Origin of the sequence: Haloplanus natans DSM 17983, from assembly GCF_000427685.1 — an archaeon.
Lineage (GTDB): Archaea > Halobacteriota > Halobacteria > Halobacteriales > Haloferacaceae > Haloplanus > Haloplanus natans.
The window spans coordinates 2,002,562-2,026,089 of the sequence record NZ_KE386573.1 but is presented as its reverse complement, the minus strand read 5'-3'; the positions used below and the strand labels follow the sequence as shown (position 1 = coordinate 2,026,089).

The 23,528-nt window shown below is 68.4% G+C and carries 30 protein-coding genes and 2 pseudogenes; 14 read left to right on the top strand and 18 right to left on the bottom strand.

Features of this window, described 5'->3' with window-relative positions; all coding sequences use genetic code 11:
- Nucleotides 1-98: 98 nt before the first annotated feature.
- Nucleotides 99-251, bottom strand: a pseudogene (locus tag HALNA_RS21695) (CheF family chemotaxis protein); the annotation flags it as partial.
- A gap of 376 nt (nt 252-627) precedes the next feature.
- Between HALNA_RS21695 and HALNA_RS12540 the strand changes: the two are divergent.
- Together HALNA_RS12540 and HALNA_RS12535 are read left to right on the top strand one after the other, a co-directional pair.
- Complete coding sequence (locus HALNA_RS12540; protein WP_049936698.1) at nt 628-1,131, top strand: DUF7549 family protein; 504 nt, start codon at nt 628-630, stop codon at nt 1,129-1,131.
- A gap of 55 nt (nt 1,132-1,186) precedes the next feature.
- On the top strand, nt 1,187-1,765 hold the full coding sequence (locus tag HALNA_RS12535) for a hypothetical protein (protein WP_049936697.1): 579 nt from the start codon (nt 1,187-1,189) through the stop codon (nt 1,763-1,765).
- On the opposite strand, the gene HALNA_RS12530 is transcribed toward HALNA_RS12535, so the two are convergent.
- The 6 genes from HALNA_RS12530 to HALNA_RS12505 form a co-directional block, all read right to left on the bottom strand.
- Entirely contained in the window at nt 1,762-2,109 is a 348-nt protein-coding gene (locus HALNA_RS12530; protein WP_049936696.1) for a hypothetical protein, read from the bottom strand. The genes HALNA_RS12535 and HALNA_RS12530 overlap by 4 nt on opposite strands.
- Entirely contained in the window at nt 2,106-2,333 is a 228-nt protein-coding gene (locus HALNA_RS12525) for a hypothetical protein (protein WP_049936695.1), read from the bottom strand. Before HALNA_RS12525 ends, HALNA_RS12530 begins: the two co-directional genes overlap by 4 nt.
- Nucleotides 2,334-2,396: 63 nt before the next feature.
- A complete protein-coding gene (locus HALNA_RS12520; protein ID WP_049936694.1) occupies nt 2,397-3,119 on the bottom strand; it encodes a methyltransferase domain-containing protein in 723 nt (240 codons plus the stop codon).
- A complete protein-coding gene (locus HALNA_RS12515; RefSeq protein WP_049936693.1) occupies nt 3,116-3,511 on the bottom strand; it encodes a nascent polypeptide-associated complex protein in 396 nt (131 codons plus the stop codon). The genes HALNA_RS12520 and HALNA_RS12515 overlap by 4 nt, the downstream gene beginning before the upstream one ends.
- An 85-nt stretch (nt 3,512-3,596) precedes the next feature.
- Entirely contained in the window at nt 3,597-4,367 is a 771-nt protein-coding gene (locus HALNA_RS12510; protein ID WP_049936692.1) for a creatininase family protein, read from the bottom strand.
- A gap of 60 nt (nt 4,368-4,427) precedes the next feature.
- Nucleotides 4,428-4,778 carry an SHOCT domain-containing protein gene (locus HALNA_RS12505; protein WP_157573536.1) on the bottom strand — a complete coding sequence of 117 codons (351 nt, stop codon included), beginning with the start codon at nt 4,776-4,778 and terminating at the stop codon, nt 4,428-4,430.
- A gap of 195 nt (nt 4,779-4,973) precedes the next feature.
- On the opposite strand from HALNA_RS12505, the gene HALNA_RS12500 reads away from it, so the two are divergent.
- Complete coding sequence (locus HALNA_RS12500) at nt 4,974-6,650, top strand: acyl-CoA mutase large subunit family protein (protein WP_049936690.1); 1,677 nt, start codon at nt 4,974-4,976, stop codon at nt 6,648-6,650.
- On the opposite strand, the gene HALNA_RS20080 is transcribed toward HALNA_RS12500, so the two are convergent.
- Nucleotides 6,647-6,793, bottom strand: coding sequence for a hypothetical protein (locus HALNA_RS20080; protein ID WP_157573535.1), 147 nt, complete (start codon nt 6,791-6,793; stop codon nt 6,647-6,649). The genes HALNA_RS12500 and HALNA_RS20080 overlap by 4 nt on opposite strands.
- A 167-nt stretch (nt 6,794-6,960) precedes the next feature.
- Here HALNA_RS20080 and HALNA_RS12495 point away from each other — a divergent pair, with 167 nt between their 5' ends.
- Nucleotides 6,961-7,788 (top strand): universal stress protein, encoded by an 828-nt coding sequence (locus HALNA_RS12495; protein ID WP_049936689.1) that lies wholly within the window; start codon nt 6,961-6,963, stop codon nt 7,786-7,788.
- Between the two features lie 40 nt (nt 7,789-7,828).
- Nucleotides 7,829-8,206 (top strand): annotated as a pseudogene (locus tag HALNA_RS21690) (DUF2267 domain-containing protein).
- A gap of 3 nt (nt 8,207-8,209) precedes the next feature.
- Here HALNA_RS21690 and HALNA_RS20635 read toward each other — a convergent pair.
- Entirely contained in the window at nt 8,210-8,359 is a 150-nt protein-coding gene (locus HALNA_RS20635) for a DUF7557 family protein (protein WP_169719042.1), read from the bottom strand.
- 117 nt (nt 8,360-8,476) lie between these two features.
- The gene (locus HALNA_RS12485) at nt 8,477-8,917 is read right to left on the bottom strand and encodes a universal stress protein (RefSeq protein ID WP_049936688.1); all 441 of its coding nucleotides are present in this window, start codon (nt 8,915-8,917) and stop codon (nt 8,477-8,479) included.
- A 98-nt stretch (nt 8,918-9,015) separates the two neighbouring features.
- Between HALNA_RS12485 and HALNA_RS12480 the strand changes: the two genes are divergently transcribed.
- From HALNA_RS12480 to menE, 4 genes are all read left to right on the top strand, one after another.
- Nucleotides 9,016-10,251 (top strand): mandelate racemase/muconate lactonizing enzyme family protein, encoded by a 1,236-nt coding sequence (locus HALNA_RS12480; protein WP_049936687.1) that lies wholly within the window; start codon nt 9,016-9,018, stop codon nt 10,249-10,251.
- 188 nt (nt 10,252-10,439) lie between these two features.
- Entirely contained in the window at nt 10,440-10,745 is a 306-nt protein-coding gene (locus HALNA_RS12475; protein WP_049936686.1) for a hypothetical protein, read from the top strand.
- 167 nt (nt 10,746-10,912) lie between these two features.
- Nucleotides 10,913-11,299 (top strand): methylmalonyl-CoA epimerase, encoded by a 387-nt coding sequence (gene mce, locus HALNA_RS12470; protein ID WP_049936685.1) that lies wholly within the window; start codon nt 10,913-10,915, stop codon nt 11,297-11,299.
- Nucleotides 11,296-12,810 carry an o-succinylbenzoate--CoA ligase gene (menE, locus tag HALNA_RS12465; RefSeq protein ID WP_049936684.1) on the top strand — a complete coding sequence of 505 codons (1,515 nt, stop codon included), beginning with the start codon at nt 11,296-11,298 and terminating at the stop codon, nt 12,808-12,810. The genes mce and menE overlap by 4 nt, the downstream gene beginning before the upstream one ends.
- Here menE and HALNA_RS12460 read toward each other — a convergent pair.
- Nucleotides 12,807-14,075: an MFS transporter gene (locus HALNA_RS12460; protein ID WP_049936683.1), complete on the bottom strand. Its 1,269-nt coding sequence runs from the start codon at nt 14,073-14,075 to the stop codon at nt 12,807-12,809. The two genes, menE and HALNA_RS12460, sit on opposite strands and share 4 nt — an antisense overlap.
- A gap of 119 nt (nt 14,076-14,194) precedes the next feature.
- On the opposite strand from HALNA_RS12460, the gene HALNA_RS20075 reads away from it, so the two are divergent.
- Nucleotides 14,195-14,347 carry a hypothetical protein gene (locus HALNA_RS20075; RefSeq protein WP_157573534.1) on the top strand — a complete coding sequence of 51 codons (153 nt, stop codon included), beginning with the start codon at nt 14,195-14,197 and terminating at the stop codon, nt 14,345-14,347.
- 19 nt (nt 14,348-14,366) lie between these two features.
- Here the strand turns inward: HALNA_RS20075 and HALNA_RS12455 are convergent, their stop codons facing one another.
- A complete protein-coding gene (locus HALNA_RS12455; protein WP_049936682.1) occupies nt 14,367-16,661 on the bottom strand; it encodes a nitric-oxide reductase large subunit in 2,295 nt (764 codons plus the stop codon).
- Nucleotides 16,662-16,812: 151 nt separating this feature from the next.
- Between HALNA_RS12455 and HALNA_RS12450 the strand changes: the two genes are divergently transcribed.
- A complete protein-coding gene (locus HALNA_RS12450) occupies nt 16,813-17,475 on the top strand; it encodes a helix-turn-helix domain-containing protein (protein WP_049936681.1) in 663 nt (220 codons plus the stop codon).
- Here the strand turns inward: HALNA_RS12450 and HALNA_RS12445 are convergent.
- Entirely contained in the window at nt 17,472-17,798 is a 327-nt protein-coding gene (locus tag HALNA_RS12445; protein ID WP_049936680.1) for a DUF5789 family protein, read from the bottom strand. The two genes, HALNA_RS12450 and HALNA_RS12445, sit on opposite strands and share 4 nt — an antisense overlap.
- A gap of 93 nt (nt 17,799-17,891) precedes the next feature.
- On the opposite strand from HALNA_RS12445, the gene HALNA_RS12440 reads away from it, so the two are divergent.
- Entirely contained in the window at nt 17,892-18,101 is a 210-nt protein-coding gene (locus tag HALNA_RS12440; RefSeq protein ID WP_049936679.1) for a ribbon-helix-helix domain-containing protein, read from the top strand.
- Between the two features lie 65 nt (nt 18,102-18,166).
- Here HALNA_RS12440 and HALNA_RS12435 read toward each other — a convergent pair whose 3' ends face one another.
- Genes HALNA_RS12435 through HALNA_RS12425 form a run of 3 tightly spaced genes read right to left on the bottom strand, consistent with a single transcriptional unit; the run spans nt 18,167 to nt 20,236 of the window.
- The gene (locus tag HALNA_RS12435; RefSeq protein WP_084510017.1) at nt 18,167-19,033 is read right to left on the bottom strand and encodes a bifunctional 5,10-methylenetetrahydrofolate dehydrogenase/5,10-methenyltetrahydrofolate cyclohydrolase; all 867 of its coding nucleotides are present in this window, start codon (nt 19,031-19,033) and stop codon (nt 18,167-18,169) included.
- 37 nt (nt 19,034-19,070) lie between these two features.
- Nucleotides 19,071-19,511, bottom strand: a complete 441-nt coding sequence (locus HALNA_RS12430; RefSeq protein WP_157573533.1) for a hypothetical protein — start codon at nt 19,509-19,511, stop codon at nt 19,071-19,073.
- 47 nt (nt 19,512-19,558) lie between these two features.
- Nucleotides 19,559-20,236, bottom strand: coding sequence for a hypothetical protein (locus tag HALNA_RS12425; protein ID WP_049936677.1), 678 nt, complete (start codon nt 20,234-20,236; stop codon nt 19,559-19,561).
- A gap of 98 nt (nt 20,237-20,334) precedes the next feature.
- Between HALNA_RS12425 and HALNA_RS12420 the strand changes: the two genes are divergently transcribed.
- Complete coding sequence (locus HALNA_RS12420; protein WP_049936676.1) at nt 20,335-21,015, top strand: VOC family protein; 681 nt, start codon at nt 20,335-20,337, stop codon at nt 21,013-21,015.
- Nucleotides 21,016-21,046: 31 nt separating this feature from the next.
- Here the strand turns inward: HALNA_RS12420 and HALNA_RS12415 are convergent, their stop codons facing one another.
- Nucleotides 21,047-21,343, bottom strand: coding sequence for a DUF5779 family protein (locus HALNA_RS12415; RefSeq protein WP_049936675.1), 297 nt, complete (start codon nt 21,341-21,343; stop codon nt 21,047-21,049).
- Nucleotides 21,344-21,444: 101 nt separating this feature from the next.
- Complete coding sequence (locus HALNA_RS12410) at nt 21,445-21,828, bottom strand: cupin domain-containing protein (protein WP_049936674.1); 384 nt, start codon at nt 21,826-21,828, stop codon at nt 21,445-21,447.
- A 42-nt stretch (nt 21,829-21,870) separates the two neighbouring features.
- Here HALNA_RS12410 and HALNA_RS12405 point away from each other — a divergent pair, with 42 nt between their 5' ends.
- Entirely contained in the window at nt 21,871-23,214 is a 1,344-nt protein-coding gene (locus tag HALNA_RS12405; protein WP_084510015.1) for a LeuA family protein, read from the top strand.
- Nucleotides 23,215-23,528: the final 314 nt, after the last annotated feature.

Below are 23,528 nucleotides of genomic sequence, written 5' to 3'. Positions count from 1 at the left end.
ATGAACGATCGTATCGAGGTCGATGCCGAACGGGTAGGTGATTCCCGTACGGCCGATCTTGACGGGTGTGACTCGTAGGTCCCGATGTCGAACGTCTCGCCGATCACGCGGCCACCCACCTCGGCCGGGTGACGAACGGCCACCTCGGTGCCGTCCAGCAGCCAGGGATAGAGGAGGCCGGCGTACTTCTCGAGTGCGGATCGGGAGCCGTCGACGAACAGCACGTCCCGCCGACCGTCCCGCTGAAAAATCGGCGGCGGCCCGCGGCGAGCCGCGGCGAACGTCGAAGATGTCGGCCGCCGCGACGGCGAGTGGCCAGTCCTCGCTCTCCACGCGGAGAACGTCGCCGCCGACCGTCAGGTCGGCCCTGACCGGCTTCTCGTGGATGCGCTCACGGAGAATCGTCGCCGAGAGCTCGATTGGACCGGACATACTCACGTCGCCGTCGGCGACCTACCGAGCGGTTCGACGCGCCGCATCCGGGTCGTGGTCGCGTTGTCGCCCCCCATCGAGCCGTTCGAGCGGCGACTGACGTGTAATCGTTCGCCCACAGTTATCAACTACGATATCTTTCGACGGCGACCGACGCCGGTGGGTTTTATTCCGTGGCCCGCGTCGGGGACGCGTATGTGGGTTCGGTCCGAGTACGCCGGCGAACTGGCCGTCCTCCTGACGTGGCTGTCGACGTTTATCCCCTGGAACGTATCGTACGCCTCGGACCCGAGCGGTGCGGCGGTGTTGTTCGTCCGGTTTCCGCTGGTTCAACTCCGGTACGTGTTCGGTATCTCGCTCGCCCGCGGCGTCGCCGTCTCCGACCCCCTGTCGGCCATCGCGTTCCAGCGTGGGAATCCGATCGTCGCCGCCTACGAGGTCTGGGCGGTCGGGGCCGCCCTCTTCGTGGCGGCGCTCGTCGTCTCCCTCGTCTACTACCGGCGGGAGGCCTGGGCGGAGTCGTGGCCGGTCGATCCCGTGCGTCTCCTCGGTGCGCTCCTTCTCGGCACGGGCCTCGTCTTCGCCGGCGCGACGTATCTCCTGCTCTCGCGTGGCTTCTCGTCACTTCCTCTCCCCCTCGGCGTCGTCTTCCTGTGTCTGTTCGGGGGGCTCCTCCTGACCGTCGACCGGACGGCGTGATACGGAGCGGCGACGGACCAACATATATGCGTGACGGCGCCGTGCAGTAGACGCAATGGTCGATCCGCCGTCGGTTCCCGACGACCCGCTCACCGACTGGCGACACGCCGGCGACACGACCGAGACGCCTTTCGCCGCCCCCGGCCTCACCGTCAGGGCCCATATCCGCCTCTACGAGGACGACCGACTCCGCGAAGCCGTCCGCGAACGGACGGGCGTCGACCGAAGCTGGCGCTTCTTTCTCGCGACCCGCCTCGAACTCACCCCGTCGCCGCCGGTGACGGGCGCGCTCCGGGGGCTGGTCGCGTCCCGCGCGAGTCACGGCTTCGCCGACCGCCTCGAAGATCGGGGATTCGAAGCCGTCGACCGCGTCGAGCGTCGCTCCCTCCGGGTCGGCAACGAGGACGCCCGCCTGTTCGGCTACGACGCTCGCTGTCGGGTCGTCGGCGTGACGCTCTCGGTCGACGGGTGGCTGGCGGTCTGGGCGCCCGACGGCGCCTTCCGACTGGCCGGCGGCGCCTATCCGACCGCCGTCGTCGACGGCGCGGGGCCGGCGGCCGACGCGCTCGCGGACTGTCTCGATCCCTCGGCCTTCCGAGCGGAGCTGTTCGAGCTAGTTCGTGGCGTTGCCTAGCACCGCCACTCGCCGAGCGTCGTCAAGAGGAGGCCGCCGAGGCTGACGCGGGCCGGCGCGACGCCGAGTGCGCGCGAGAGGGGGCCGGCGTCGACTTCCGACCCCGCCCGGGCGACGCTCCGGCCACGCACCCGAACGTCCAGCGTCACGTCGGCGTCGGACAGGTGGTCCAGAAGGTGAACGTCGAACGGCGGGGCAGCAGTCCCGGCGAGCGTTCGGACGACCGAGAGCGACGGCGCCGCGACGACGACGAGGTCGCCGTATCCCCGGATCGTCACTGTCTCGTCGCCGACCGCGAGCGTCAGATCGGCGTCGACGTCGAGGGGCCGGTCGAGTTCGGTCACTCCTCGTCGTGGTCGCGATCACGGGTCCTGATGCGAACCGTGCCATCGAGACGCCAGCGGGCGTGGTCGGCGTTCGGTCCCATCCGATCCGGGACCCGTATCTCCAGATCGTCGAACTCGTAGGTGATCTCGGCGCCACGGCCCGTGAGACGCTCGTAGAGGCCGACCGCCAGTTCGGGCCACGTCCGCACGTCGTCGATCTCCGCGCCGCGCTCCCGACTCATACGCGTCGATTTGGCGGCCACGCACTTATACCGTCGGTCGGTCTCCCGGGCTCTGGGAGTCGGCTACTGCCACCGCGCGACGGTGAGGTAGCCGGTGTGGCCGACACCCCGGGTGTCGGGGCGCGAGCCCCGGTCGTCGAAGGTCATCCGCCGCTGGATCGTCTCGTGGGTCGTCACGTCGGTCAGCGACGCCTCCTCGGCGGCCTCGACGGCGGCGCGCGATCCCTCGACGAACGGCGAGTAGACGACGACGAAACCGCCGCTCACGAGGATGTCGGGCGCCTGCCGGACGACGGTCGGGGCGTCCTCGGTGTCGAGGGTGAGGATGTCGAAGCCGGTCAGGTCGTCTAGGTCGGCGGTCACGTCCCCCGTCCGAACCTCGACGGCGTCGTCGACGCCGGCGAGGCGCATATTCTCGCGGGCCACCTCGGCGAACTCCGGATCGCGTTCGTAAGTCACCACGTCGGTGCCGATGCGGCCGAGGTAGGCCGCGAGGACGCCCGTTCCGGTGCCCGCGTCGAGGACGCGGTCCTCGGCCGCGGCGCCGGTGAATCCGATGGTCAGCCCGATGTCGCGGGGCATCATCGGCGCCCCCGTGCGCTCGAAGTGATCGAACAGGTCCGGCCCGCGTGGCTCGCGGACGACGAACTCGTCGCCCAGATGCGTCTCCAGGCGCTGCCCGGGTTCGACGTCGTCGGGAACCGTCAGCACGCCCAGATCGGTCTGGAGTTCCTCGCCCGGTGCCCGGAGATACTCCCGGTCACCGTGGACCAGTAAGACGGTCACTCCAGTCGGGCGATGGCCGCCGCCAGGTCGCCGTCCTCGGCTTCGAGTGCGTCCCGGGCGTCGTCCTTGCTCACGCCGGCGCGGGTCGCGACGAGTTCCACGTCGTCTTGGGGAATGGCCGCCTCGCCGCCGTCGTCGGCCTCGCTCGCCTCGGGGCCGCTCTCGACGGCGCCGGCAGTCTCGCTCGCTTCGTGAACTTCGGGTTCGCCAACGACCTGGTACGTCTCCTGACCCTGGGCGTCCATGCGCGTCACCTGGGCGTTCGAGAAGACGAGTTCCTCGTCGCCCGTCCGGATGACGACCTCTTCGGCATCGAGTTCGGTCACGTCGATGCCCATCTGTTCCATCATCTGTTTCATCTTCCGCGGATTCATACCGCCACCACCGAACATAGCTCGTCGGTGGGTGTGCGCGGTCAAAAGGATGGCGAAGGGGTTCAGCCGCTCGGACGGACGGGCGACGGGTTCCCGGTGCCGGTCACACGTGACCTTTCGGCAGCAGGTCCTCGAACGGCTGGTCGTCCAGCCAGTCACAGAGCCGACAGAGCTGGTCGGTCGCCGCCTCGAATAGCTGTCCCCCTTTCTCGGCCGTGGCGTCGGTCTGATCCCCGAGCACACCGTTGCCGGTGTTGTCGGCGGCGTCGTAGAACGTCCGGGAGCCGTGTTTGACCGTCTCCGCCGCCTCGACGTCCGGAATCCCGCCGTCTCGGGCCGCCTCTAGCTGGTCGTCGCGGACGAGATGCGGGTGGAGATGCTGGACCATGGCCGTCTCTTTCGGGCCGCCGTGGGGACCGTTCTGGGCGAACAGGTCGTCGACGAGTTCGGGGATGCTCTCGTCCCACATCCACTCGATTGCGTACAGTTCCTCGTCGTCGCGGAGGCGCCGCCCGACCTCCCGCAGGTGGTCGACGTTGCCACCGTGGGCGTTGACGTAGACGACGCGGTCGATGCCGTGGTAGGTGAGGTTGCGAGTGAAGGATTCGACGTAGTCCCGGAAGACGGGTGCGTCGACCCACATGGTCCCGTGGAACTGGCGGTGGTGAGGACTGACGCCGACGTTGATCGTCGGAGTACAGAGGAACCCGGTTCGTTCCGCGGCTTCGCGGGCGAACGCCTCCGCGATCAGATGGTCGGTCGCTAAGGGGAGGTGGGGGCCGTGCTGTTCGGTGGAGCCGAGAGGGACGAGCGCCAGCGACTCGTCGGCGAAGTAGTCGCCCAGTTCGGGCCACGTCTCGTCTGCGATGTACATGCCTATACAGCGGGCGGGCGGACCCTTGAACGCTTGTGTTCGGGTCTGTGGCTGACGGTGTTAGCCGGTGCCGCCCGTCAACCGGTCCCGACGGCGCTCGAACTCCTCTTGCTCTATGTCGCCGGCGGCGTAGCGCTCGCGAAGGACGACGAGGGCGCCGTCGTCGCCGTCGCCTCCCTCGCGGATCGCCAGGAACAGCGCCGCGGCGACGACGCCGACGACGAGGAGGGCAAGCAGGAACACGAGCCACCAGCCACCGACGCCGAATCCGGCGCCGCTCATGCCAGTGCCGCCGGGACCCATCGGCCCCATCGGTCCGCCGCCCCAGTGCGGGCCGTGCGGACCGGGACCGTGGGGACCCGGCTGCCACTGTGCGACGGGCAGTTCGGCGAGTGTAGAGAGTAGTTGCATCCTGCTCACCTCGGTTAGAGAATGGTTCTCCCCGGGAATAATCCCGGTCGACGGTTCCCAGCATCGTGGAATCGGCGTCCGGCGGGAGCCGTCGAGAGAGCGGGGGTCGGTGACCGGCGTTCGGCCGTCCGTTCGGCGGGGGTATCGAGCTACGGGGGACCGCAGTTTAAGTCCGCGGCGCTCCTCCGACCGCCTATGTTCGACCCCGACGACCTCGACGCGATCCGCGAGGCCAAAGCCGAGTGGGAGGCCGAGACGTACGGGCCGACCGTGGATCGGTTTGGGGAGCGACAGGAGCCGTTCACCACCGACACCGGGGGCCAGGAAGTCGACCCGCTGTACACCCCCGCGGACGTGGCCGACCTCGACTACCGCGAGGACGTGGGCTTCCCCGGCGAGGAGCCGTACACCCGCGGCGTCTACTCGACGATGCACCGCGGCCGGCTATGGACGATGCGCCAGTACGCCGGCATGGGTACCGCGGCGGAGACCAACGAGCGGTTCAACTACCTCCTCGATCAGGGCCAGACCGGGCTGTCGATGGCGTTCGACCTGCCGACGCAGATGGGCTACGACTCGGACGCGGCGATGGCTGCGGGTGAGGTGGGGAAGTCGGGCGTCGCCATCGACTCCCTGCGGGACATGGAGACGGTGTTCGACGGCATCCCGCTGTCGGAGGTGTCGACGAGCATGACGATCAACGCCCCCGCCGCCGTCCTGCTGGCGATGTACGTCGCCATCGGCGACCGGCAGGGTGTCCCCCGCTCGGAGCTTCGGGGCACCATCCAGAACGACATCATGAAAGAGTACATCGCGCGCAACCTCTACATCTACCCGCCCGAGCCCTCGATGCGGCTCATCACGGACATCTTCGAGTTCTGCGCCGAGGAGACGCCGAAGTTCAACACCATCTCCATCTCGGGGTATCACATCCGCGAAGCCGGCTCCACCGCGGCCCAGGAGATCGCCTTTACCCTCGGCAACGGCATCGAGTACGTCAACGCCGCTCTCGACGCCGGCCTCGACGTGGACGAGTTCGCCCCACAGCTCTCCTTCTTTTTCAACGCACACAACAACATCTTCGAGGAGGTGGCGAAGTTCCGCGCCGCCCGGCGGATGTGGGCGACGATCATGGCGGAGCGCTTCGGTGCCGAAAATCCCAAATCACGGCAGTTGAAGTTCCACACACAGACCGGCGGGTCGACGCTGACGGCCCAACAGATCGACAACAACGTGGTTCGGGTGGCATACCAGGCACTCGCCGCCGTGCTGGGTGGTACCCAGAGCCTCCACACCAACGGCAAGGACGAGGCGCTGTCGCTCCCGACCGAAAAGAGCGTCCGAACCGCGCTTCGCACCCAGCAGATCCTCGCACACGAGTCGGGGGCGGCCGACACAATCGATCCGCTGGCCGGGAGTTACTACGTCGAGTCGCTGACCGACGAGTTGGAAAACGAGGCGTTCGACCTGCTGGACGACATCGACGAGCGCGGGGGGATGCTCGACGCGGTGCGGTCCCAGTGGGTGCAGGGACGGATTCAGGACGTGGCGTTCGACCGCCAACAGGAGATCGAGGACGGCGAACGAATCATCGTCGGCGTCAACGAGTTCCGGGTCGAGGAGGAGCCCGAGGTGGACCTAGAGGAGGTGACCGAGGAGGACGAACGCCGACAGATCGACCGCTTGGAGTCGGTTCGAGAGGAGCGCGACGACGAAGCCGTCGAGGCCGCACTCGCGACGCTCCGCGAGACGGCCCGTGGCGACGACAACCTGCTTCCCCCCATCGTCGACGCCGTCAAGACGTACGCGACGGTCGGCGAAATATCGAACGCCCTCCGCGACGAGTTCGGCGAGTATCAGCCGGGTCGCTAGGGCGAGACGACGACCGACTGGCCGAGCCGGTCGACGTACTCGTCGATGACCGCGCTCTTCCGATGTTCGACCATCAGGTGGATTCGGAGCTCCGTGCGGCAGTCGATGGCCCGGGCGCACAGCGGGCAGCGTTTATATGTCATGGTCTTTAATTATATTATCTCGTCGTCGTCTCTTATAGATTGTGGTGCGGGACTGATCGACTGACTGCGGGGGGACGACCGGCTGGGCCGGTGGATCGTCGCTCTCGCTTCGTGGGGACGACGCGACGGTTTATTGACACTCCCGTTCGATCTCCGGTCGAACGATCATGTACGACACCATCCTCGTACCGACCGACGGAAGCGACGTGGCGGTGGCGGCGGCCGACGCGGCGGTGACCCTCGCGCGGCGGTTCGACGCGGCGGTCCACGCGCTGTACGTGCGTGAATCCGACGACGACGAGGGCGAACGGACGACGACGGCCGTCGCCGACCGGGCGGCGGCCGCCGGCGTCACGGCCACGACGGCGGTGGTCGACGCCGAGACGGCCGTCTACGAGCACATCCTCGAGTACGCCGGCGACCACGACGCCGACTGTATCGTCATGGGGACACACGGCCGGACCGGACTGGGTCGGTTCGTCCTCGGGAGCGTCGCGGAGCGGACGCTCCGCGAGTCGCCGGTGCCGGTCCTCACGGTCCACGAGGGCACGGTCGTCGACCGTGACCTCGACGCAGTGCTCGTTCCGACGGACGGCAGCGACTGTGCCGAGGCCGCGGCGGCCCACGCCGTCGAGTTCGCCCTGGCGACCGGTGCGGCGCTTCACGTCGTCCACGTCGTCGACGCCGGGGCCATCCCCGCCGACGGGTCGGGAGCCGTCCTCGACGAACTCCAGCAGGCGGGCCAGGACGCGCTGGATTCGGTCGTCGACCGGGCGGAAGGCGCCGACGTCTCGACGATTCGGGCGTCGGTGTTGACCGGCGCCCCCTACCGGGCCATCGTCGACTACGCCGACGCGGAAGACGTCGACCTCGTGGTGATGGGCACCCACGGCCGGACCGGCGTCGACCGCTACCTCCTCGGGAGCGTCGCCGAACGGGTCGTCCGGCTCTGTGATCGACCGGTGCTCACGCTCGACGCCGTCGGCGAATCCTGACACAGGCGTTCTCACGCCGTAGAAATGACCTTCGTCGTTAATGACCAATAAACAATATTTTTGGAAGACGAACTTCGACGAGTTCATCCGGACGGTCCAGCATCGCCTCGAACTCCCCGGCACCGGCGAGACGGTTCGGTCGATCCGTGCGACGCTGTCGACGCTCGGGGGGCACGTCCCCGCCGGCGCCGCAGAGGACATCGCCGCGTCGCTCCCGATGGAGATCCGGTGATCTCTGACCGGCGCCGTTCGGGAGCACGGTCGGCGGTTCGACTGGCGGGGGCTCGTCGAGCACGTGGCCGACATAGAGACCGTCGACCCGTCCGACGCGGCGTATCACGCTCCCGAGAACGAGAATTGGGGAGAGCTCTTCGAACTCGCAGACGCCGGCGGCTGGGACGACACCCGGGGGACCTGAGCCTTACTCGGAGTAGCCCTCTTGGAGGAACGCGCCCTCCGTCTCGTACATCGAGACCAGTTCCTCGATGAACTCCTCGGGGGTCTCGTCCTCCTCGAGGTGCTTGTCGAGTCGGTCCTTGAGTTCGTCGCTGATTTCGAGCGTATGGGTCATGGGTGGTCTCCGTCGTCCCCACACACGTCGCCACGGGCCAAATAACCTCGCTTCGTCCCCGATACGCTGACACGTCAGCGTCGGTACCGTGGCGATACGCCCGGGATACGGCGCGTCTCACTCTCGCACCGAACCGGGGTGGACGGTCAGAACCGGCACGTCGAGGGTTCGGACGACCCGTTCGGTGACGCTCCCGACGAGGGCGTGTTCGATGCCCGTCCGGCCGTGGGTGCCCATCACCACGAGGTCGACGCCCTCGTTTTCGGCGTACGCCTCGATGATCCGATGGGGGATTCCGAGGCGAATCGCCTCGACCGACGGGACGCCCGCGCGCTCCGCCCGGTCGATCACCGCGGTGGTCGGTCGCTCCCCCGACTCGTCGACCAGCGCCACCACCTCGTCGTGGTCCATGTCGGCGCTGATCGGGCTCATGCGGACGTCGACCACGTAGAGCACGTGGACGTTCGCGTCGTGAACCGTCGCGAGGTCGACGGCGTGGGCCGCCGCGGCCTCGGCGCCCGCGCTCCCATCCACCGGCACGAGGATCGTCTCGTACATCGTCCCCACCCACGGCGGGCCGACGCTTGAAGCTGTGACATCCTCGAACTCCGTCGGGCGGGGGGTACTATAATTACCGTCGGACTTGGAAAAGACGTATGCCCAACTACCGCACGCTCCACGACCCCAACGCGGAGTATACGATGCGGGACCTCTCGGCGGAGACGATGGGGCTCTCGGCCGACCGCGGCCCGCGCGACGTGGTGATCACCGACGTACAGACCACGATGGTCGACGGTAACTACCCGTGGCTCCTCGTCCGCGTCTACACCGACGCCGGCGTCGTCGGCACCGGCGAGGCGTACTGGGGCGGCGGCGACGCCGATATCGTCGACCGGATGGCCCCCTTCCTGATCGGCGAGAACCCCCTGGACATCGACCGCCTGTACGAACACCTGATCCAGAAGATGTCGGGCGAAGGCTCCATCTCGGGCAAGGTGGTGTCGGCCATCTCCGGGATCGAAATCGCCCTGCACGACGCCGCCGGCACGCTCCTCGACGTGCCCGCGTACCAACTGCTCGGCGGAAAGTACCGCGACGCGGTGCGGGTGTACTGTGACTGCCACGCCGGCGACGAATCCGAACCCGAATCGAACGCCGCGGAGGCCAAACGCGTCGTCTCCGAACTGGGCTACGACGCGCTGAAGTTCGACCTCGACGTGCCCTCCGGACACGAGGCCGACCGCGCCAACCGCCACATGCGTGGTCCGGAGATCGAACACAAGGTCGACATCGTCCGCGAGGTGTGCGAGACGGTCGGCGACCGCGCCGACGTGGCCTTCGACTGTCACTGGTCGTACTCCGCCGGAAGCGCGAAACAGCTGCTCGCGGCGGTCGAGGAGTACGACGTGTGGTGGATCGAGGACCCCGTCCCGCCGGAGAACCACGACGTACAGCGGGCGGTCACCCAGTCGTCGACGACGCCCGTCACCGTCGGCGAAAACGTCTACCGGACCCACGGCCAGCGCCGCCTCATCGAGGAGCAGGCGGTCGACATCCTCGCACCCGACCTCCCGAAGGTCGGCGGGATGCGCGAGACGCGAAAGATCGCCACCCACGCCGACCTCTACTACATCCCCATCGCGATGCACAACGTCGCCTCGCCCATCGGAACGATGGCGAGCGCACAGGTCGCGGCCGCCATCCCCAACAGCCTCGCCGTCGAGTTCCACAGCTACCAGCTCGGCTGGTGGGAGGATCTCGTCGAGGAGGACGGCCTCATCGAGGACGGGCGCATGGCCATCCCCGAGGCGCCCGGCCTCGGCCTGACCCTCGATCTCGACGCCGTCGAGGAACACATGGTCGATGGCGAGACGCTGTTCGATCCGGCCTGATAGTGTTTTTTGTAACTGGGTACCGGTGGGTCGCCGGACCGTCTTGGCGACTCCCCGCTAATGACTTACGATAAACACTATGAGACCGACTGTCGCCGCGAGACACGTATCATGACACGATCAGTTCCGGATCGACAGTCGTCGATCGGGGGAACAACGTTTAGTTACCCCCGTGCCTTCTCCGCGTCATGAGTCAGACGGAACCGTCCGGCGACGAGCTCGATCGGGACACCATCACGGACAACACCCTGGCAAACTGGCTGAACAAGCACGGCCCCGACTGGGTGCTCGAAATCGAGCCGCTCGACGGGGAAACCGAGTATCTCGGCTTCGTCGACGGCCGATTCCAGAACTACAACGAGCGGGGCATCAACTTCATCGCGCTCGACTATCTGGAGGAGATCGCCGACCGCGCGCGGAAAGTCGAGTATATCCCCGTCGAGGAGTCGCCGTTCGCGGGCGACGAGGAGGAGGACGCGGGCGAGGAGTCGTAGGTCTCATAGGGATTATCGTAACTGTTCATCGGTTCGGTTTCGCCCGAATCGGAGACCACGGTCAGTCGAGGGTCGCTGGACCCCCGGCTGGCTACGATACTCCCTATCAGTATCCGTCCGTCGTGACACACCCGACGCTATTTGTCCGCGGGCCTCCGGGATCGAGTATGCGCTTCGATCACGTCGGCGTCGCCACGCGCGACGCCGCCGCCATAGCCGACCTGTTCGGCGCGCTCTTCGACGCGCCGGTCGCACACCGCGAGACGTTCGACGGCCTCGACGTGACCTTCCTCGATCTGGGCAACGGCTACGTCGAACTCCTCGAACCGCTCGACGACGAGGGAGCGATCCCGCGGTATCTCGACCGCGAGGGGCCGGGCATCCACCACGTCGCGCTCGCGACGCCGGACGTGGCGGGCGCGCTCGATTCGGTGCGGGACCACGGCGTCGAACTCGTGGACGAACGCCCCCGACCGGGCGCGTGGGGACACGACGTGGCCTTCCTCCACCCCGGCTCGACCGGCGGCGTCCTCGTCGAGTTCGTCGAGCGATGAACGATCCGCTCACCGACCGCGCTGCCGTGACGCCGGACGCGACGGCGCTGATCGACGCCGACCGGGACGAGCGGTGGTCGGTCGCCGACCTCGATTCGGCCGTCGAGCGGGTCGCCGGCCGTCTCGCCGCTCTCGGCGTCCGCCCCGGCGACCGTCTGGGCGTCTGCCTCCCGACGCGCCCGGCCGCCGTCCAGGTGATCCACGCCGCTGTCCGACTCGGCGCCGTCCTCGTCCCCCTCGGGACGCGGCTCACGCCCGACGAACTCGCTACCCGACTCGATCGGGCGGCGGTGACGACGCTCGTCTGTGACGCGACGACGGCGGCCGACGTGGTGGCGGCGGCGAACACGGCGGACGGCGACGGTGCGTCCGTTCCAGTCGTCTCCGTCGACGGCGACGCCGGCACCGGCGTGGCCGACTCGGCGGTGACCCTACTCGGCGCCCACACGCCCGACGCCGTCGTGTCGCACGACTGGGCGCTCGATTCGACGCTCCTGATCCCCTTCACATCGGGCACGACGGGTGCGCCGAAGGGCGTCCGCCTCACGCTTCGGAACGTCCTCGCGAGCGCTGTCGCCTCCGTCTTCCGTCTCGGCTTCGACCGCTCGGAGAGGTGGCACGTCGCCCTCCCCCTGCATCACGTCGGCGGTCTCACGCCCGTCCTCCGTGGCCCCCTGTACGGCATGACGGTCGTTCTCAGGAAGTCGTTCGACGCCGACGCGGTCGCCGCGGATTTCGAGCGCTACGACGTGACGGCCACCTCCCTGGTGCCGACGACGCTCTCGCGTCTCCTCGACGCGACGACCGACGACCTCGGGCCGTCGCTCCGGGCGGTGCTTCTCGGCGGCGCGCCTGCGACCGGCACTCTGCTCGATCGGTGTATCGAGCGTTCGATCCCCGTCTTCCCCACCTACGGGATGACGGAGACGGCCTCACAGATCGCGACGGCGACGCCCGAGGAAGCCGTCGCCCATCCGGGAACGGTCGGTCGCCCGCTCTACTGGACCGACCTCGCCGTTCGCGATGCGGACGGCGACGAACGCTCGCCGGGCGAGACGGGCGAACTCGTCGTCTCGGGACCGACGGTGTCGCCGGGCTACCTCGACGCGGACGCGACGGCGGCGGCGTTCGGCGAGGACGGCCTCCGCACCGGCGACGTGGGCTACCGCGACGGGGACGGCCGGGTCTGGATCGTCGGCCGCACGGACGACCTGATCGTCACCGGCGGCGAGAACGTCGCGCCCGCCGAGGTGGCCGACGCGCTCCGCGACCACCCGGACGTGGCCGACGCCGCAGTCGTCGGCGTCCCCGACGAGGAGTGGGGCGAACGCGTGGCCGCGCTGGTCGTCCCACGTGAGGGCGCCGCCCCCTCGGTGGCGGCCCTCGACGACCACTGCCGGGCGCGACTCGCGGGGCATAAGCTGCCGCGGACGTTCCGGTTCGCGGACGCGATTCCGCGGACGGATTCGGGGACGGTCGACCGGGACGCGGTGCGCGAACGGCTCGCCTAAACCCCGTTTTCGGCCGGCGACACCCGCCGTTCGAGTACGAGGAGGCCGATAGCGAGGCCGGCACAGCCGACGATCAGCGCCGGCCAGAGCAGGGCCGCAACGCCGTAATCGAAGAAGGCGCCGCCGAGGGCGGCCCCCACCCCCATCCCGAGTCGCTTGGCGATTTCGATCAGGGAGAGCCGCGAGCCGCGTTCGTCGGCGTGACCCAGGTCGCTGGCGAGCGACGTGACGAGCGGCGAGTGAAGTATCTCGCCGACCGTGCGGAGAACGAGGAAGGCGCCGACCAGGCTCACGGCGAGAAAGGACGTTCCTCGGGCAGCCGGCTCTACGCCGGCGACGCCGAGGCGGGTCGGCACGAACTCGACCAGCATGACGGCGAGGAAGCTCACCCCCCAGAAGGCAGTCGAGGCGACGAGGCCGCGAGTCCGGCGCCAGTCGCCGATGGCGCCCAGGACGGGCATCTGGAAGACGACGAGGACGAGCGGATTGAGGACGTACAGCGTGCCGATTTCCGCGGAGTCGAGGCCGAGCGTCTCGCTGGCGACGACGGGCACCGTCGCCTGCATCTGGGCGTACATGACCGCGAAGCCGACGTTGAGGAGGGCGAGGCCGAGGAGTCGGCGCTGCGAGATGGCCTGCCCCCAGTCGCCGACGCTCTCGGAGAGGGTCGCAGCCGCCCGCCCGTCGTGGACACGCGGGAGGGCAGCGAGGAGGACGACGGCGACGACGGCGGAGGTGAGGCCGTCGGCGACGAAGACGGCGGTGGCGGCGAACTCGTAGAGGACGCCGCCGACGACGAATCCGGAGCCGAAGCCGACGTTGCTGGCGACTTTCAGGAGACCGTAACCGCGTTCGCGCTCCCCTGGGTCGGTCAGGTCGGCGATCATCGCCTGACTCGCGGGGGCGTACAGCCCCGTCGTCAGGCCGGCGGCGGCCGCGACGGCGACGAAGCCGACACCCGTGGTGACGAGGGCGTAGGCGGCGAGGGTCAGGGCGGACAGCGCCATGCTGCCGACCATCACCGGCCGACGACCGTAGCGGTCGGCGAGGTAGCCGCCGACGGCCGTCCCCGTCGCAGTCGCGACGTTGTTGACCAGCAAACCGACGCCGACGATGGAGAGCGCGAGGCCGACTTCGAGGTGGAAGTGAATCGTCGCGAACGGGTAGACGAGGCCGGCACCGAAGACGTTGATCAGCCGACCGCCCGCGACGGCGTAGACGGGGCGACGGAATCCGCGCACGGCGTCGAGCGTCGATCCGAACACGTCCCGTGGTCGGAGGTGCCCCTACCTGAACGGTTCGTTTCCGGGCCGGTGGGAACCACCGCACGGATTTATCAGAATATTGATGTTAGTGGCGGTGTGGTTCCCCCACGCTCGTTCTCGTGGCTGTCCTGTTGTGCTCGCTGGCGACGGGCGTCGCCGCGGCACAGTCGGTGCGTGGCGCCAGTGGAACGGCCGTCGGCGACTGTCGACCCGCGTCGTCGCTCGGGCGACGGCCCGGTGGATCGACAGTCGACGAGACGGCCTCGTCGTAGCGGGGGCGTCGGCTGCCGGTTAGTCGTCCTCCGGCAGGACGCGACGCGAGATGACGCTCGATCCGGGAATGCTCGCCGGAACCGAGGTGTCACGGAGCGCGAACCGCTGTTTCACCATGTCGTAGGCGAATATCACCGTCCCCGCGATGAGCATGGTGTCACCGGGGAGGCGGGCCCAGAACAGTAGTTGGATCAGGTCGCGGTTGTAGAAGGCGAGGCTCCGCGCGGCGTCGTAGCCGGCGGTGAAGGCGGTTTCGAGCTGCAGGAAGCCCACAGGGAGGACGGAGCCGAAGACCATCACCGCGAGGCCGGCGTTCCAGAGCCAGAACGACCACTTCAGACGCCGGGGGTTCCACTGCCCCGGATCGACCGCGATGCGGAGCATGTAGGTGACCATGCCGAGCGCGAGGAAGCCGAAGGCGCCGAACATGGCCGCGTGGGCGTGGCCGACGGTCAGGTAGGTGCCGTGTTCGTAGTAGTTGATGATCGGGAGGTTGATGAAGAACCCGAGCACGCCCGCGCCGACGAAGTTCCAGGCCCCCGACGCGATGATGAACGCGAAGGGGAGGGAGTAGGGGAACGACTCGCCGGCGGTAGCGAGCGTGCGGTACTCGTTGATCGCCTCGAAGAGGATGAGGACGAGCGGGATTAGTTCGAGCGTCGAGAAGACGGAGCCGAAGGGCAGCCACACGTCGGGCTGGCCGATCCACCAGTAGTGGTGTGAGACGCCGATGACGCCCGACCCCATCACGAACAGCGCCTGGAACATGACCGCCTTCTCGGCCGAGCGGCGCCTGAGCAGGTTCATCGACACCAGCGTGATGCCCACGATGGCGACGATGAAGAACTCGAAGGCGCCCTCGACCCACATATGGACCACCCACCACCGCCAGAATTCGGTGACGACGATGTTGGTCTCGGGGGTGTAAAACAGGCCCGCGCTGAACAGGAGGGCGATGGAGCCGCCGGCGTAGAGGATCATGTGTGCGAGACCGTAGGGTTCCTCGCGGTCCAGAAGCGGCTTGAAGCCGCGGGCGACGAGGGCCGCCCAGAACACGAAGCCGGCGAGCAGCCCGAACTGCCACAGTTTGCCGACCTCCAGGTATTCGAGCCCCTCGTTGCCGATGATCCACCAGAGTTCGCCGTCGATGTAGCCGTTGGCGCCGAGCCAGATGCCCGCGAAGCCGCCGCCGACCACGACCAGCAGGGCGCCGATCAGGGCGTGCACGTACCGCTTCTGGTTCGACGGCTCCGTCCCGGTCAGCAGGGGCGGGAGAAAGAGGCCAGCGGCCAGCCACAGCGTCGCGATCCAGAGGACGCCGAGGTCGATGTGGTAGGTCTTCGCGAGGGCGAAGGGCAGGAGTCCGAGCACGTCGACCCCGAGGAGTTCGCCGATACCGAAGAAACCGTCGCGTTCGATGTAGTAGTGCGCGAGGAGCCCACCGAGGAGGACCTGACAGAGGAAGAGCCCGGCGCCGATGGGAATGAATCGCGTCGCCGCGCGCTGACTCGGCAGGAGGTCGATGTCGTCGGGGTGTGGGATCGACACCCCGTGAGTCTCCGGTTCTGGCAACTCGACGGAGCGGTAGAGCCAGACGCCGATACCGGCACCCGCGACCAGCAACACCATCGCGATGACGCTCCAGGTCATCGTGCCCGCGGTGGGTTCGTTGCCCGCGATGGGGGCGTACGGCCAGTCGTTGGTGTAGGTGTGGTCGCTCCCCGGCCGCTCGGTGTGTGAGAACCACGCCGTCCAGAGCGCGAAGTCGGCGAACCGGCGAGCGTCGTCGGCGGATTCGATGGTTCCCGCCGGGAGGCCGTGTTCGCGACTCCCCTCGTGGTAGCGCTCGACGTAGTCCGTCCGCACCTGCCGGTGGGCGTAGACTTCCGCCGCGGAGTACTCGACGGGGGCCGTGGTGTCGGTGGAGGCTAAGTCCTCCTCGACGAGGCTGTCGACCGCCGCCCGTTCGGCGCCGGTGAGGGCATCGTACCCGCTTCCGTACCGCTCCTGGGCGTAGTACGACCGCATATACTGCACCTTCCGATCCAGGGCGTCGGCGGTGTAGTCGCTACCGAAATACGCCCCGTTGCCGAGGATGGACCCGTGGTTCATGAGGGCGTCGGACTGGAAGGTCGCCTTCCCCTCCTGTATCTGATCGTCCGTTACCACCGTCTCGCCGTCCGGGCCGACGAACTCCTGTGGGATGGGGGGCGCCTGCTGGTAGGAGTACCAGGCGCCAGCCCCCATCACGACGAGGTTGCCGACGAAGACGACGAGCAACAGTTTCGCGAGCGTGCGTCTGCGGACTTGCATGACGTTCGATTATCCTCACCCGACGCCGTTGGTCGTTGGTCCGAACATGTTCGTTCCCTCCCCGTTCCACGTCGACACGCCACGGAGACCGTCCGAACATCTTCGGGCCAAGCCCCGTAGTGATGGGGTTCGTATCGTTCGACGACCGCCCATGCCCTACGCCAAACTCACCATCGACCTGCCGACGGCCGTCTGGATCGGGGAGGTATCGCGCGACTTCCCGTCGGCGACGTTCCGGGTGCTGTCGGCGATGCCCTCGGGCGAGGCGGGGTTCGGTCTCCTCGAAGTCGAGAGCGAGTCGATACCGGCGGTACTCGGGGCCATCGAATCCCTGTCCGGCGTCTCCTCCGTCGAACTGATGCAACACGCCGAGAACACCGCTATCGTCCAGTTCGAGACGAGCGATCCCCTCCTGTTGCTGTCGATTCAGGAGTCGGGCGCGCCGCTCGAACTCCCCCTGACGATCCGGGGCGGGGAGGCGGTGATCGAACTCACGGCGTCGCGGGACCGCCTCTCGGCCTTTGGCCAACAGCTAGAGGCGTTCGGGCTCTCGTATACGCTCAACCGGGTGTACGACGCGGTGGAGACGCCCGACCTCCTCACCGACCAGCAACGGCGGCTACTCGTGACGGCCGTCGAGGAGGGGTACTACGACACGCCCCGGGAGTGTACGCTGACGGAGTTGGCCGAGGCCGTCGACCTCGCGAAGTCGACAGCGAGTGTCACGCTCCACCGCGCAGAGGAACGGGTAATAAAGGAGTTCGCCGCCGAGCGCCTCGACGTGACGCTCGACGACCCGCCACGGGCGGTTTAGAAGGGCAGGACCGACCGGATGCGACCGAGGATACTCCCGCTGGCGGAGGCACGGTACTCCTCGAACACCGGGTGGAGCAGGTCGAGCAGTTCGGATTCGGAGTCGAACGTGCGCTTCGGGAGCGCGCTCATGGCCTCCGACAGCGCGACGCTCCCGCCCGAGCCGTCGTAGGGGATGTCCGGATCGCCGAGCGCCCGGACGATTTCGTCACTGGTGGCCGGATATTCGATGTCGGCGTGATCCAGATAACCGACCAGTGCGGCGATCCCGAATTCCACCGCGTCCGGTGACGACGTATCCTGCTGTGGCGGCCTGGCTGCCATTACCGGGCGTTGTCACCGAGCCACTAAAAACGACCGCCATTCGTCGCTCCCGCGAACGCTACGCCTTTGCCGCCGGGCCCCGTCCGACCCAGCATGACGGAGTATACGACGGTTTCGATCCCAAAAGAGCTCGGCGACCGAGTCGAGGAGACCATCGAAGGCACCAGCTTCTCCAGTACGAGCGATCTGGTCCGGTTCCTCCTCCGGAGCATCGTCATCCAGTACCAGCGCCGCGGCGAGTTGACCGAGGCGGAGTTCGAGGAAATCACCGACCAGTTGGCCGACCTCGGCTACCTCGACTGATAGTGTTTATTGTAAGTCAGTACCGGTGATTCGCCGGACCGTCTCGGCGAACCTCCGGTACTGATTTACGATAAACCGTTTGAGACGGACTCGGGCGCGCTCACCGCCACCACGTTGTGCAGGAGCGACGCCATCGTCAGCGGCCCGACGCCGCCGGGGACGGGCGTCATCGCCGACGCCGTCTCGCCGACACTGTCGGCGTCCACGTCGCCGACGACCCCTTCGGCCACGCGGTTCGCGCTGACATCGACGACCACGACCCCCGCCGAAACCATCGAGCCGTCGACCAGACCGGGGGTCCCGGCGGCGGTGACCAGCAGGTCGGCGCTCCGCGTTTTCGCCCCCAACTCCTCGGTCCGCGAGTGACAGACCGTCACCGTCGCGTCCCGCCGGCACAGCAGGTGCGCGAGCGGCGTGCCGATGACGGTCGTCCGTCCGACGACGACGGCGTCCCGTCCCGCGACTGCCACGCCGTGTGCCGAGAGCAGGCGGTCGACCGCGAGCGACGTGACGGGGCGAACCCGCGGATCGCCGGCCACCAGACGGCCGACGTTCGCGTGCGCGAAACAGTCCACGTCCTTCTCGGGCGGGACCCGCGCCCGCACCGCCGCCTCCTCGACGTGTTCCGGCAGCGGCACCTGGACGAACAGCGCCGTGACCGCCGGGTCGGCGCCCAACTCCTCGACGGTCCGGTAGACGCGTTCGGCGGGCGCCTCGGCCGGCAGGTCGACGCGACGGGTGTCGATCCCTACCTCGGCGCATCGGTCGTGTTTGCGGTCCATGAACGCCCGTGCCCCTGGGTCGTCGCTCGCTAGCACCGTCGCGAGGCAGGGCTCGACGCCGGCTTCGCGGCAGGCGTCGAGGCGGGCGAGCGCGTCGCGCCGGACGGCCGTGGCGGGCTCCGTGCCGCTCAGTCGCCGTGGATCGGACACGTCTCGCTCCACGGTGGCGGGCGGCAAAACGGTTCGGTCACTCCGGCACCGACTCGGCCGGCGGTTCGGCGTCGACGACGGTCAGATTAAGGGATCGTCCCCGTCGGTCGAACGCTAGGAGCGTCTCCCACGGCGGCACCGCGAGGAGGACGACACCCGCCAGATCGTCGCGACGGGTGAGTTCCGCCGGTCCCTGTGGGTGGCTGAGAAAGCGGGCGCGCCCCCGACCGGCGGGCGTCCCGAGGTCGACGCCGAACACGTCGCTGACGGCCCGGCCGGCCATCGGGAAGTAGACGTGGCTCAGGACGGTCGTCGAGGGCTCGACGCCGAGGTCCGCCTCGAAGTCGGACGCCGGCGTCGAATCGAGGACGAGGTTCTCCTGAGCGGGTTCGGTCTCGGCCGCGCGTTCGAGGAGCATCTCGACGAGGCCGCGGGTGACGTAGACGGACGTGTCGTCACCGCCGTCGGTTCTGGCCACGGCGTCCCGGTCCCGAGGCGGGGATGCCGCCTCGCCCCTCTCTCGGCTCACCCCAGCACCATCTCACGGGCCATCTTCGCGTACGCGGCGGGGATGCGCCGGCGGGCGCCGGCGAGGGCGTTCCGAAGCGCCGCGGTCGCGTCGTCGAAGACGCCCTCACCGTGACCGACGACGATCCGCTCGGGCGTGAGGTCGCCGAGGGCGTCCCGCGGCGGGATCGGCCGGAGCATCGGATGGACGCCGAGGCGTTCGTCGCCGGCGCGGAAGAAGGAGGCCGTGCCGACCGCCTCGGCGACGAGCAGCGTCTCGCCGTCGTAGAGCGCGGCCTCCTGCCACGGTGGGATCGAGGCGTCGCGGACGCGCCGGACCCGGTAGCCCGAGTCGCCGAGTTCCCGGCCGACACGTTCGACCGGCGCGTCGAGTTTCGACGCCACGCCGTCCATCCACTCCGGGATGGAGACGGGCACGTCGTGGCGTCGCGCCACCGCCGCGGCGTCGCGCTTGTGTCGGTCGAGACAGAGCGCGACGCCGACTACGTCACCCAGGTCGGCGAGCAGGTCGTCGACACCCGGCGCGTCGACCGGATCGACCACCCACACGCCCTCGTCGGTATCGAGCGCGTGACTCGCCCGTTGCATCCGCTCGTCGGGGTACGCGATCCAGCCGAGGCCGCCGTCCCAGCGGTCGATCTCGCGCAGGTCCGCGCGGCCGCCCTTGAGTGGCATACCGACGTATGGGAGCGGGACGCGCATAAACCCTCGATCCGCCGACGTAACCTCCGACTCGGCGGGAGGATTAATCGGCCACGAGCCGTAGTCGACCCGTGCTCACTCGGCTCACCCATCTGGCGCTCGAAGCGATGGATCTCGACGCCACGCGGGCGTTCTACGCCGACCGGTTCGGGCTCGCGGTCGCACGCGAGACGGCCGAAGCGGTCGTCTTCCCCGTGGGGGAGACCGACCTCCATCTGCGCCGACCGACGGGCGTGCCCCGGGGGGGCCTCCACACGCATTTCGCGTTCTCGGCCGCGCCGGGCGCGCTGTCGGCGTGGCGCGAGCGACTGGCCGACCTCGATCCCGAAGTGGTCGACTTCGGCGGCTATCGCTCGCTCTACGTCTACGACCCCGACGGCAACTGCGTCGAAATCGGGTGCGAAGCGGGCGAGGAGCGGGGGGCCGACGCGCCGACCGGGATCTTCGAAGTCGTCCTCGAAGTCGCGGATCTGGACCGGGCCGAGGCGACGTATACGGCGCTCGGATTCGAGCCGGTGGATCGGGGGGAAACGCGCCGGCGCGTCCGTCTCCGCGGGCCGATGGATCTGGAGCTCTGGGAGCCACACCTCGGCCTCGCGAACGCCAGGGGCGGCGTCCACGTCGACCTGGGCTTCGAGACGGCGGACCCGGCGACGGCGGCCGAGGCAGTCGCGGCGTGGACGACGGTGCGGGAGGCCGTTCCGGTCCGCGACGGCGACGGTCACTGGGTGACGTTCACGCGGTCGTCGTAAGTGTCGAAGCGACGCCGCCCGGCCACGCTTCTCACGACGAGAGCCGGTCGGTGTCGATGCCCACGCCGGGGGGCGTCACGACGAGGAAGCCGCGAAAGCGCATGAGCGTCCCGCCGGCGTCGCGGACCTCGCGGGCAAACCCCGCCGCGAGACGGTTCAGGTCGCCCTCGACGTTCAACACGAGTATCTTGCCGTCCTCGACGGTTCGAATCCACTCCCCGGGGTCGGTGCTCCCGTCGAGGACACCGAGAACCACCTCCGATCCGCCGTCCTCGCCCTCCTCCAGTTGTTCCTCCGCGTTCCGGAGGTCGAGGTCGAACTCGCTCATAGCCGTAGGATCGCTCGGGCGGGAGAAAAGCGTTCGGGCGGGCTACTGGCAGGGGGTCTTGGGACTCAATGGGGACCGATCCGGCGGCGACCGACGGCCAGTCACGATCCCCCTTGTGGCTCGAACTCGCCGCGGCGAAGCCCCGCCCGGACCGGTTCGTGTTCGACCTCCGTCGGCGGCGGCGCGGTCACCAGCAGGGTCTCCAGCCGCGAGTCGTCGTCGGCTCGAATCCCTCGCTCTACGTCGGCCGCGACGGTCACCACGTCGCCGGGTTCGACGCGGTGGTCGGTCCCGCCCTCGCGGACGACGCCGGTCCCGGACTGCACGGCGACGACGAGGGCGCTCGACGGCGCGTGGACCGGAATGAACTGTCCCGGTTCGAAGTAGCCACAGACGACCTGCAGGTCGTCGGTGCGGAACACCTTGTGTGCGGCGAACGTCTCGTCGTCGTAGGCGCGTTCGGCGTCGAAGTCGGTGACGGCCATATCGGGAGTGGACGGCGGACGGACGGAAGGGTTGGGGCGAACATGTCCGGTCGACCCGCCCTCCCCGCCGCCGCCGAGTCGGGGCGACCGTCCGACGGTCGATACCGGGGAATCACCGGACAGGGACAGGTTTATATACGAGGGCTATCCTCTGGTAGAGTACAATGTCTAACGACATGGAGGATTCGTCGGATACCCCGGCGGATCGAGTTCTTCCAGGGCACGTTGGCCCGCACCGGCGAAATTGACGGTGTACGAATTTTCGACACAACGCTCCGAGATGGCGAGCAGTCACCGCGCACGTCGTTCAGTTACGACGAGAAGCGTGACATCGCCGCAGTCCTTGACGAGATGGGCACCCACGTCATCGAGGCGGGGTTCCCGGTCAACTCCGACGCGGAGTTCGAGGCCGTTCGAGACATCTCGAACGCCACCGACACGACGGTGTGTGGCCTCGCTCGCGTCGTCGACAAGGACGTGGAGGCGGCGCTCGACTCGGGCGTGGAACTGGTCCACGTCTTCGTGAGTACGAGCGACGTACAGCTACAGGATTCCATGCACGCCTCGCGCGAGGAGGCGGTCGACCGCGCGGTCAAATGCGTCGAGCGTGTCAAGGAGGCGGGCGTGGAGTGTATGTTCTCGCCGATGGACGCCACCCGCACCGACGACGACTTCCTCGTCGAGGTGGTGGAGGCGGTCAGCGACGCGGGGACCGACTGGATCAACATTCCGGACACCTGCGGGGTGGCGACGCCCACGCGCTTTATGGACCTCGTGCGCATGGTCCGCGAGAACACCGACGCGCAGGTCGACGTCCACGCCCACGACGACTTCGGGCTGGCGACGGCGAACGCCATCGCCGGCTTCGAGGCGGGCGCGGCGCAGGCACAGGTGTCGGTCAACGGCATCGGCGAACGCGCCGGCAACGCCGCCTTCGAAGAGGTCGTCATGGCCTCGGAGGCGTTGTACGACGTGGACACGGGGATCGACACCACCCGAATCACGGAACTGTCCCGGATGGTCGAGGATTACAGCGACATCCCCAATCCGCCGAACAAGCCGGTCGTTGGGCGCAACGCCTTCTCCCACGAGAGCGGTATCCACGCCGCAGGCGTCATCGAGAACTCGGACACGTTCGAACCGGGCGTGATGACACCGGAGATGGTGGGCGCGACCCGCGAGTTCGTCCTCGGCAAACACACCGGGACCCACTCGGTGCGCAAGCGACTGAAGGAAATCGGCTACGACCCGACCGACTCGGAGGTCCGGGCGGTCACCCGACTGGTCAAGGATTACGGCGCCGACAAGGAGCGGGTGACGATGGCGGACCTGCGGCGGTTCGCCCGCGAGGAGAACGTCACCCGCGAGGAGGAGGTCCGCGCCTGAGAGCGATGGCCGTCGCCACCCGCGTTCGCGGCCGCCCCGGCACACCGCCCGCATCGCTATGATGGGGTCGCCCCCGTTCGCTCCAGCCGTGGAGCGGCGGGTGGCGCATACGGCACGGAGGGCGCTCCGAGTCGCCGTTCTCGACGGAAAGGATTATATCTGCGGAGCGGGATTCACCGAATACGATGCGAGGGTTCGATCAGACCCGGGGTTCGACCGCGAGTGCCGACCCAGTAGCGGGTCGTCGCGGCGTCGACGGTTCGATCGGCCCGATTGTAGGGGCTGTATAGCCCCTCACAACTCATCCTCCGCGG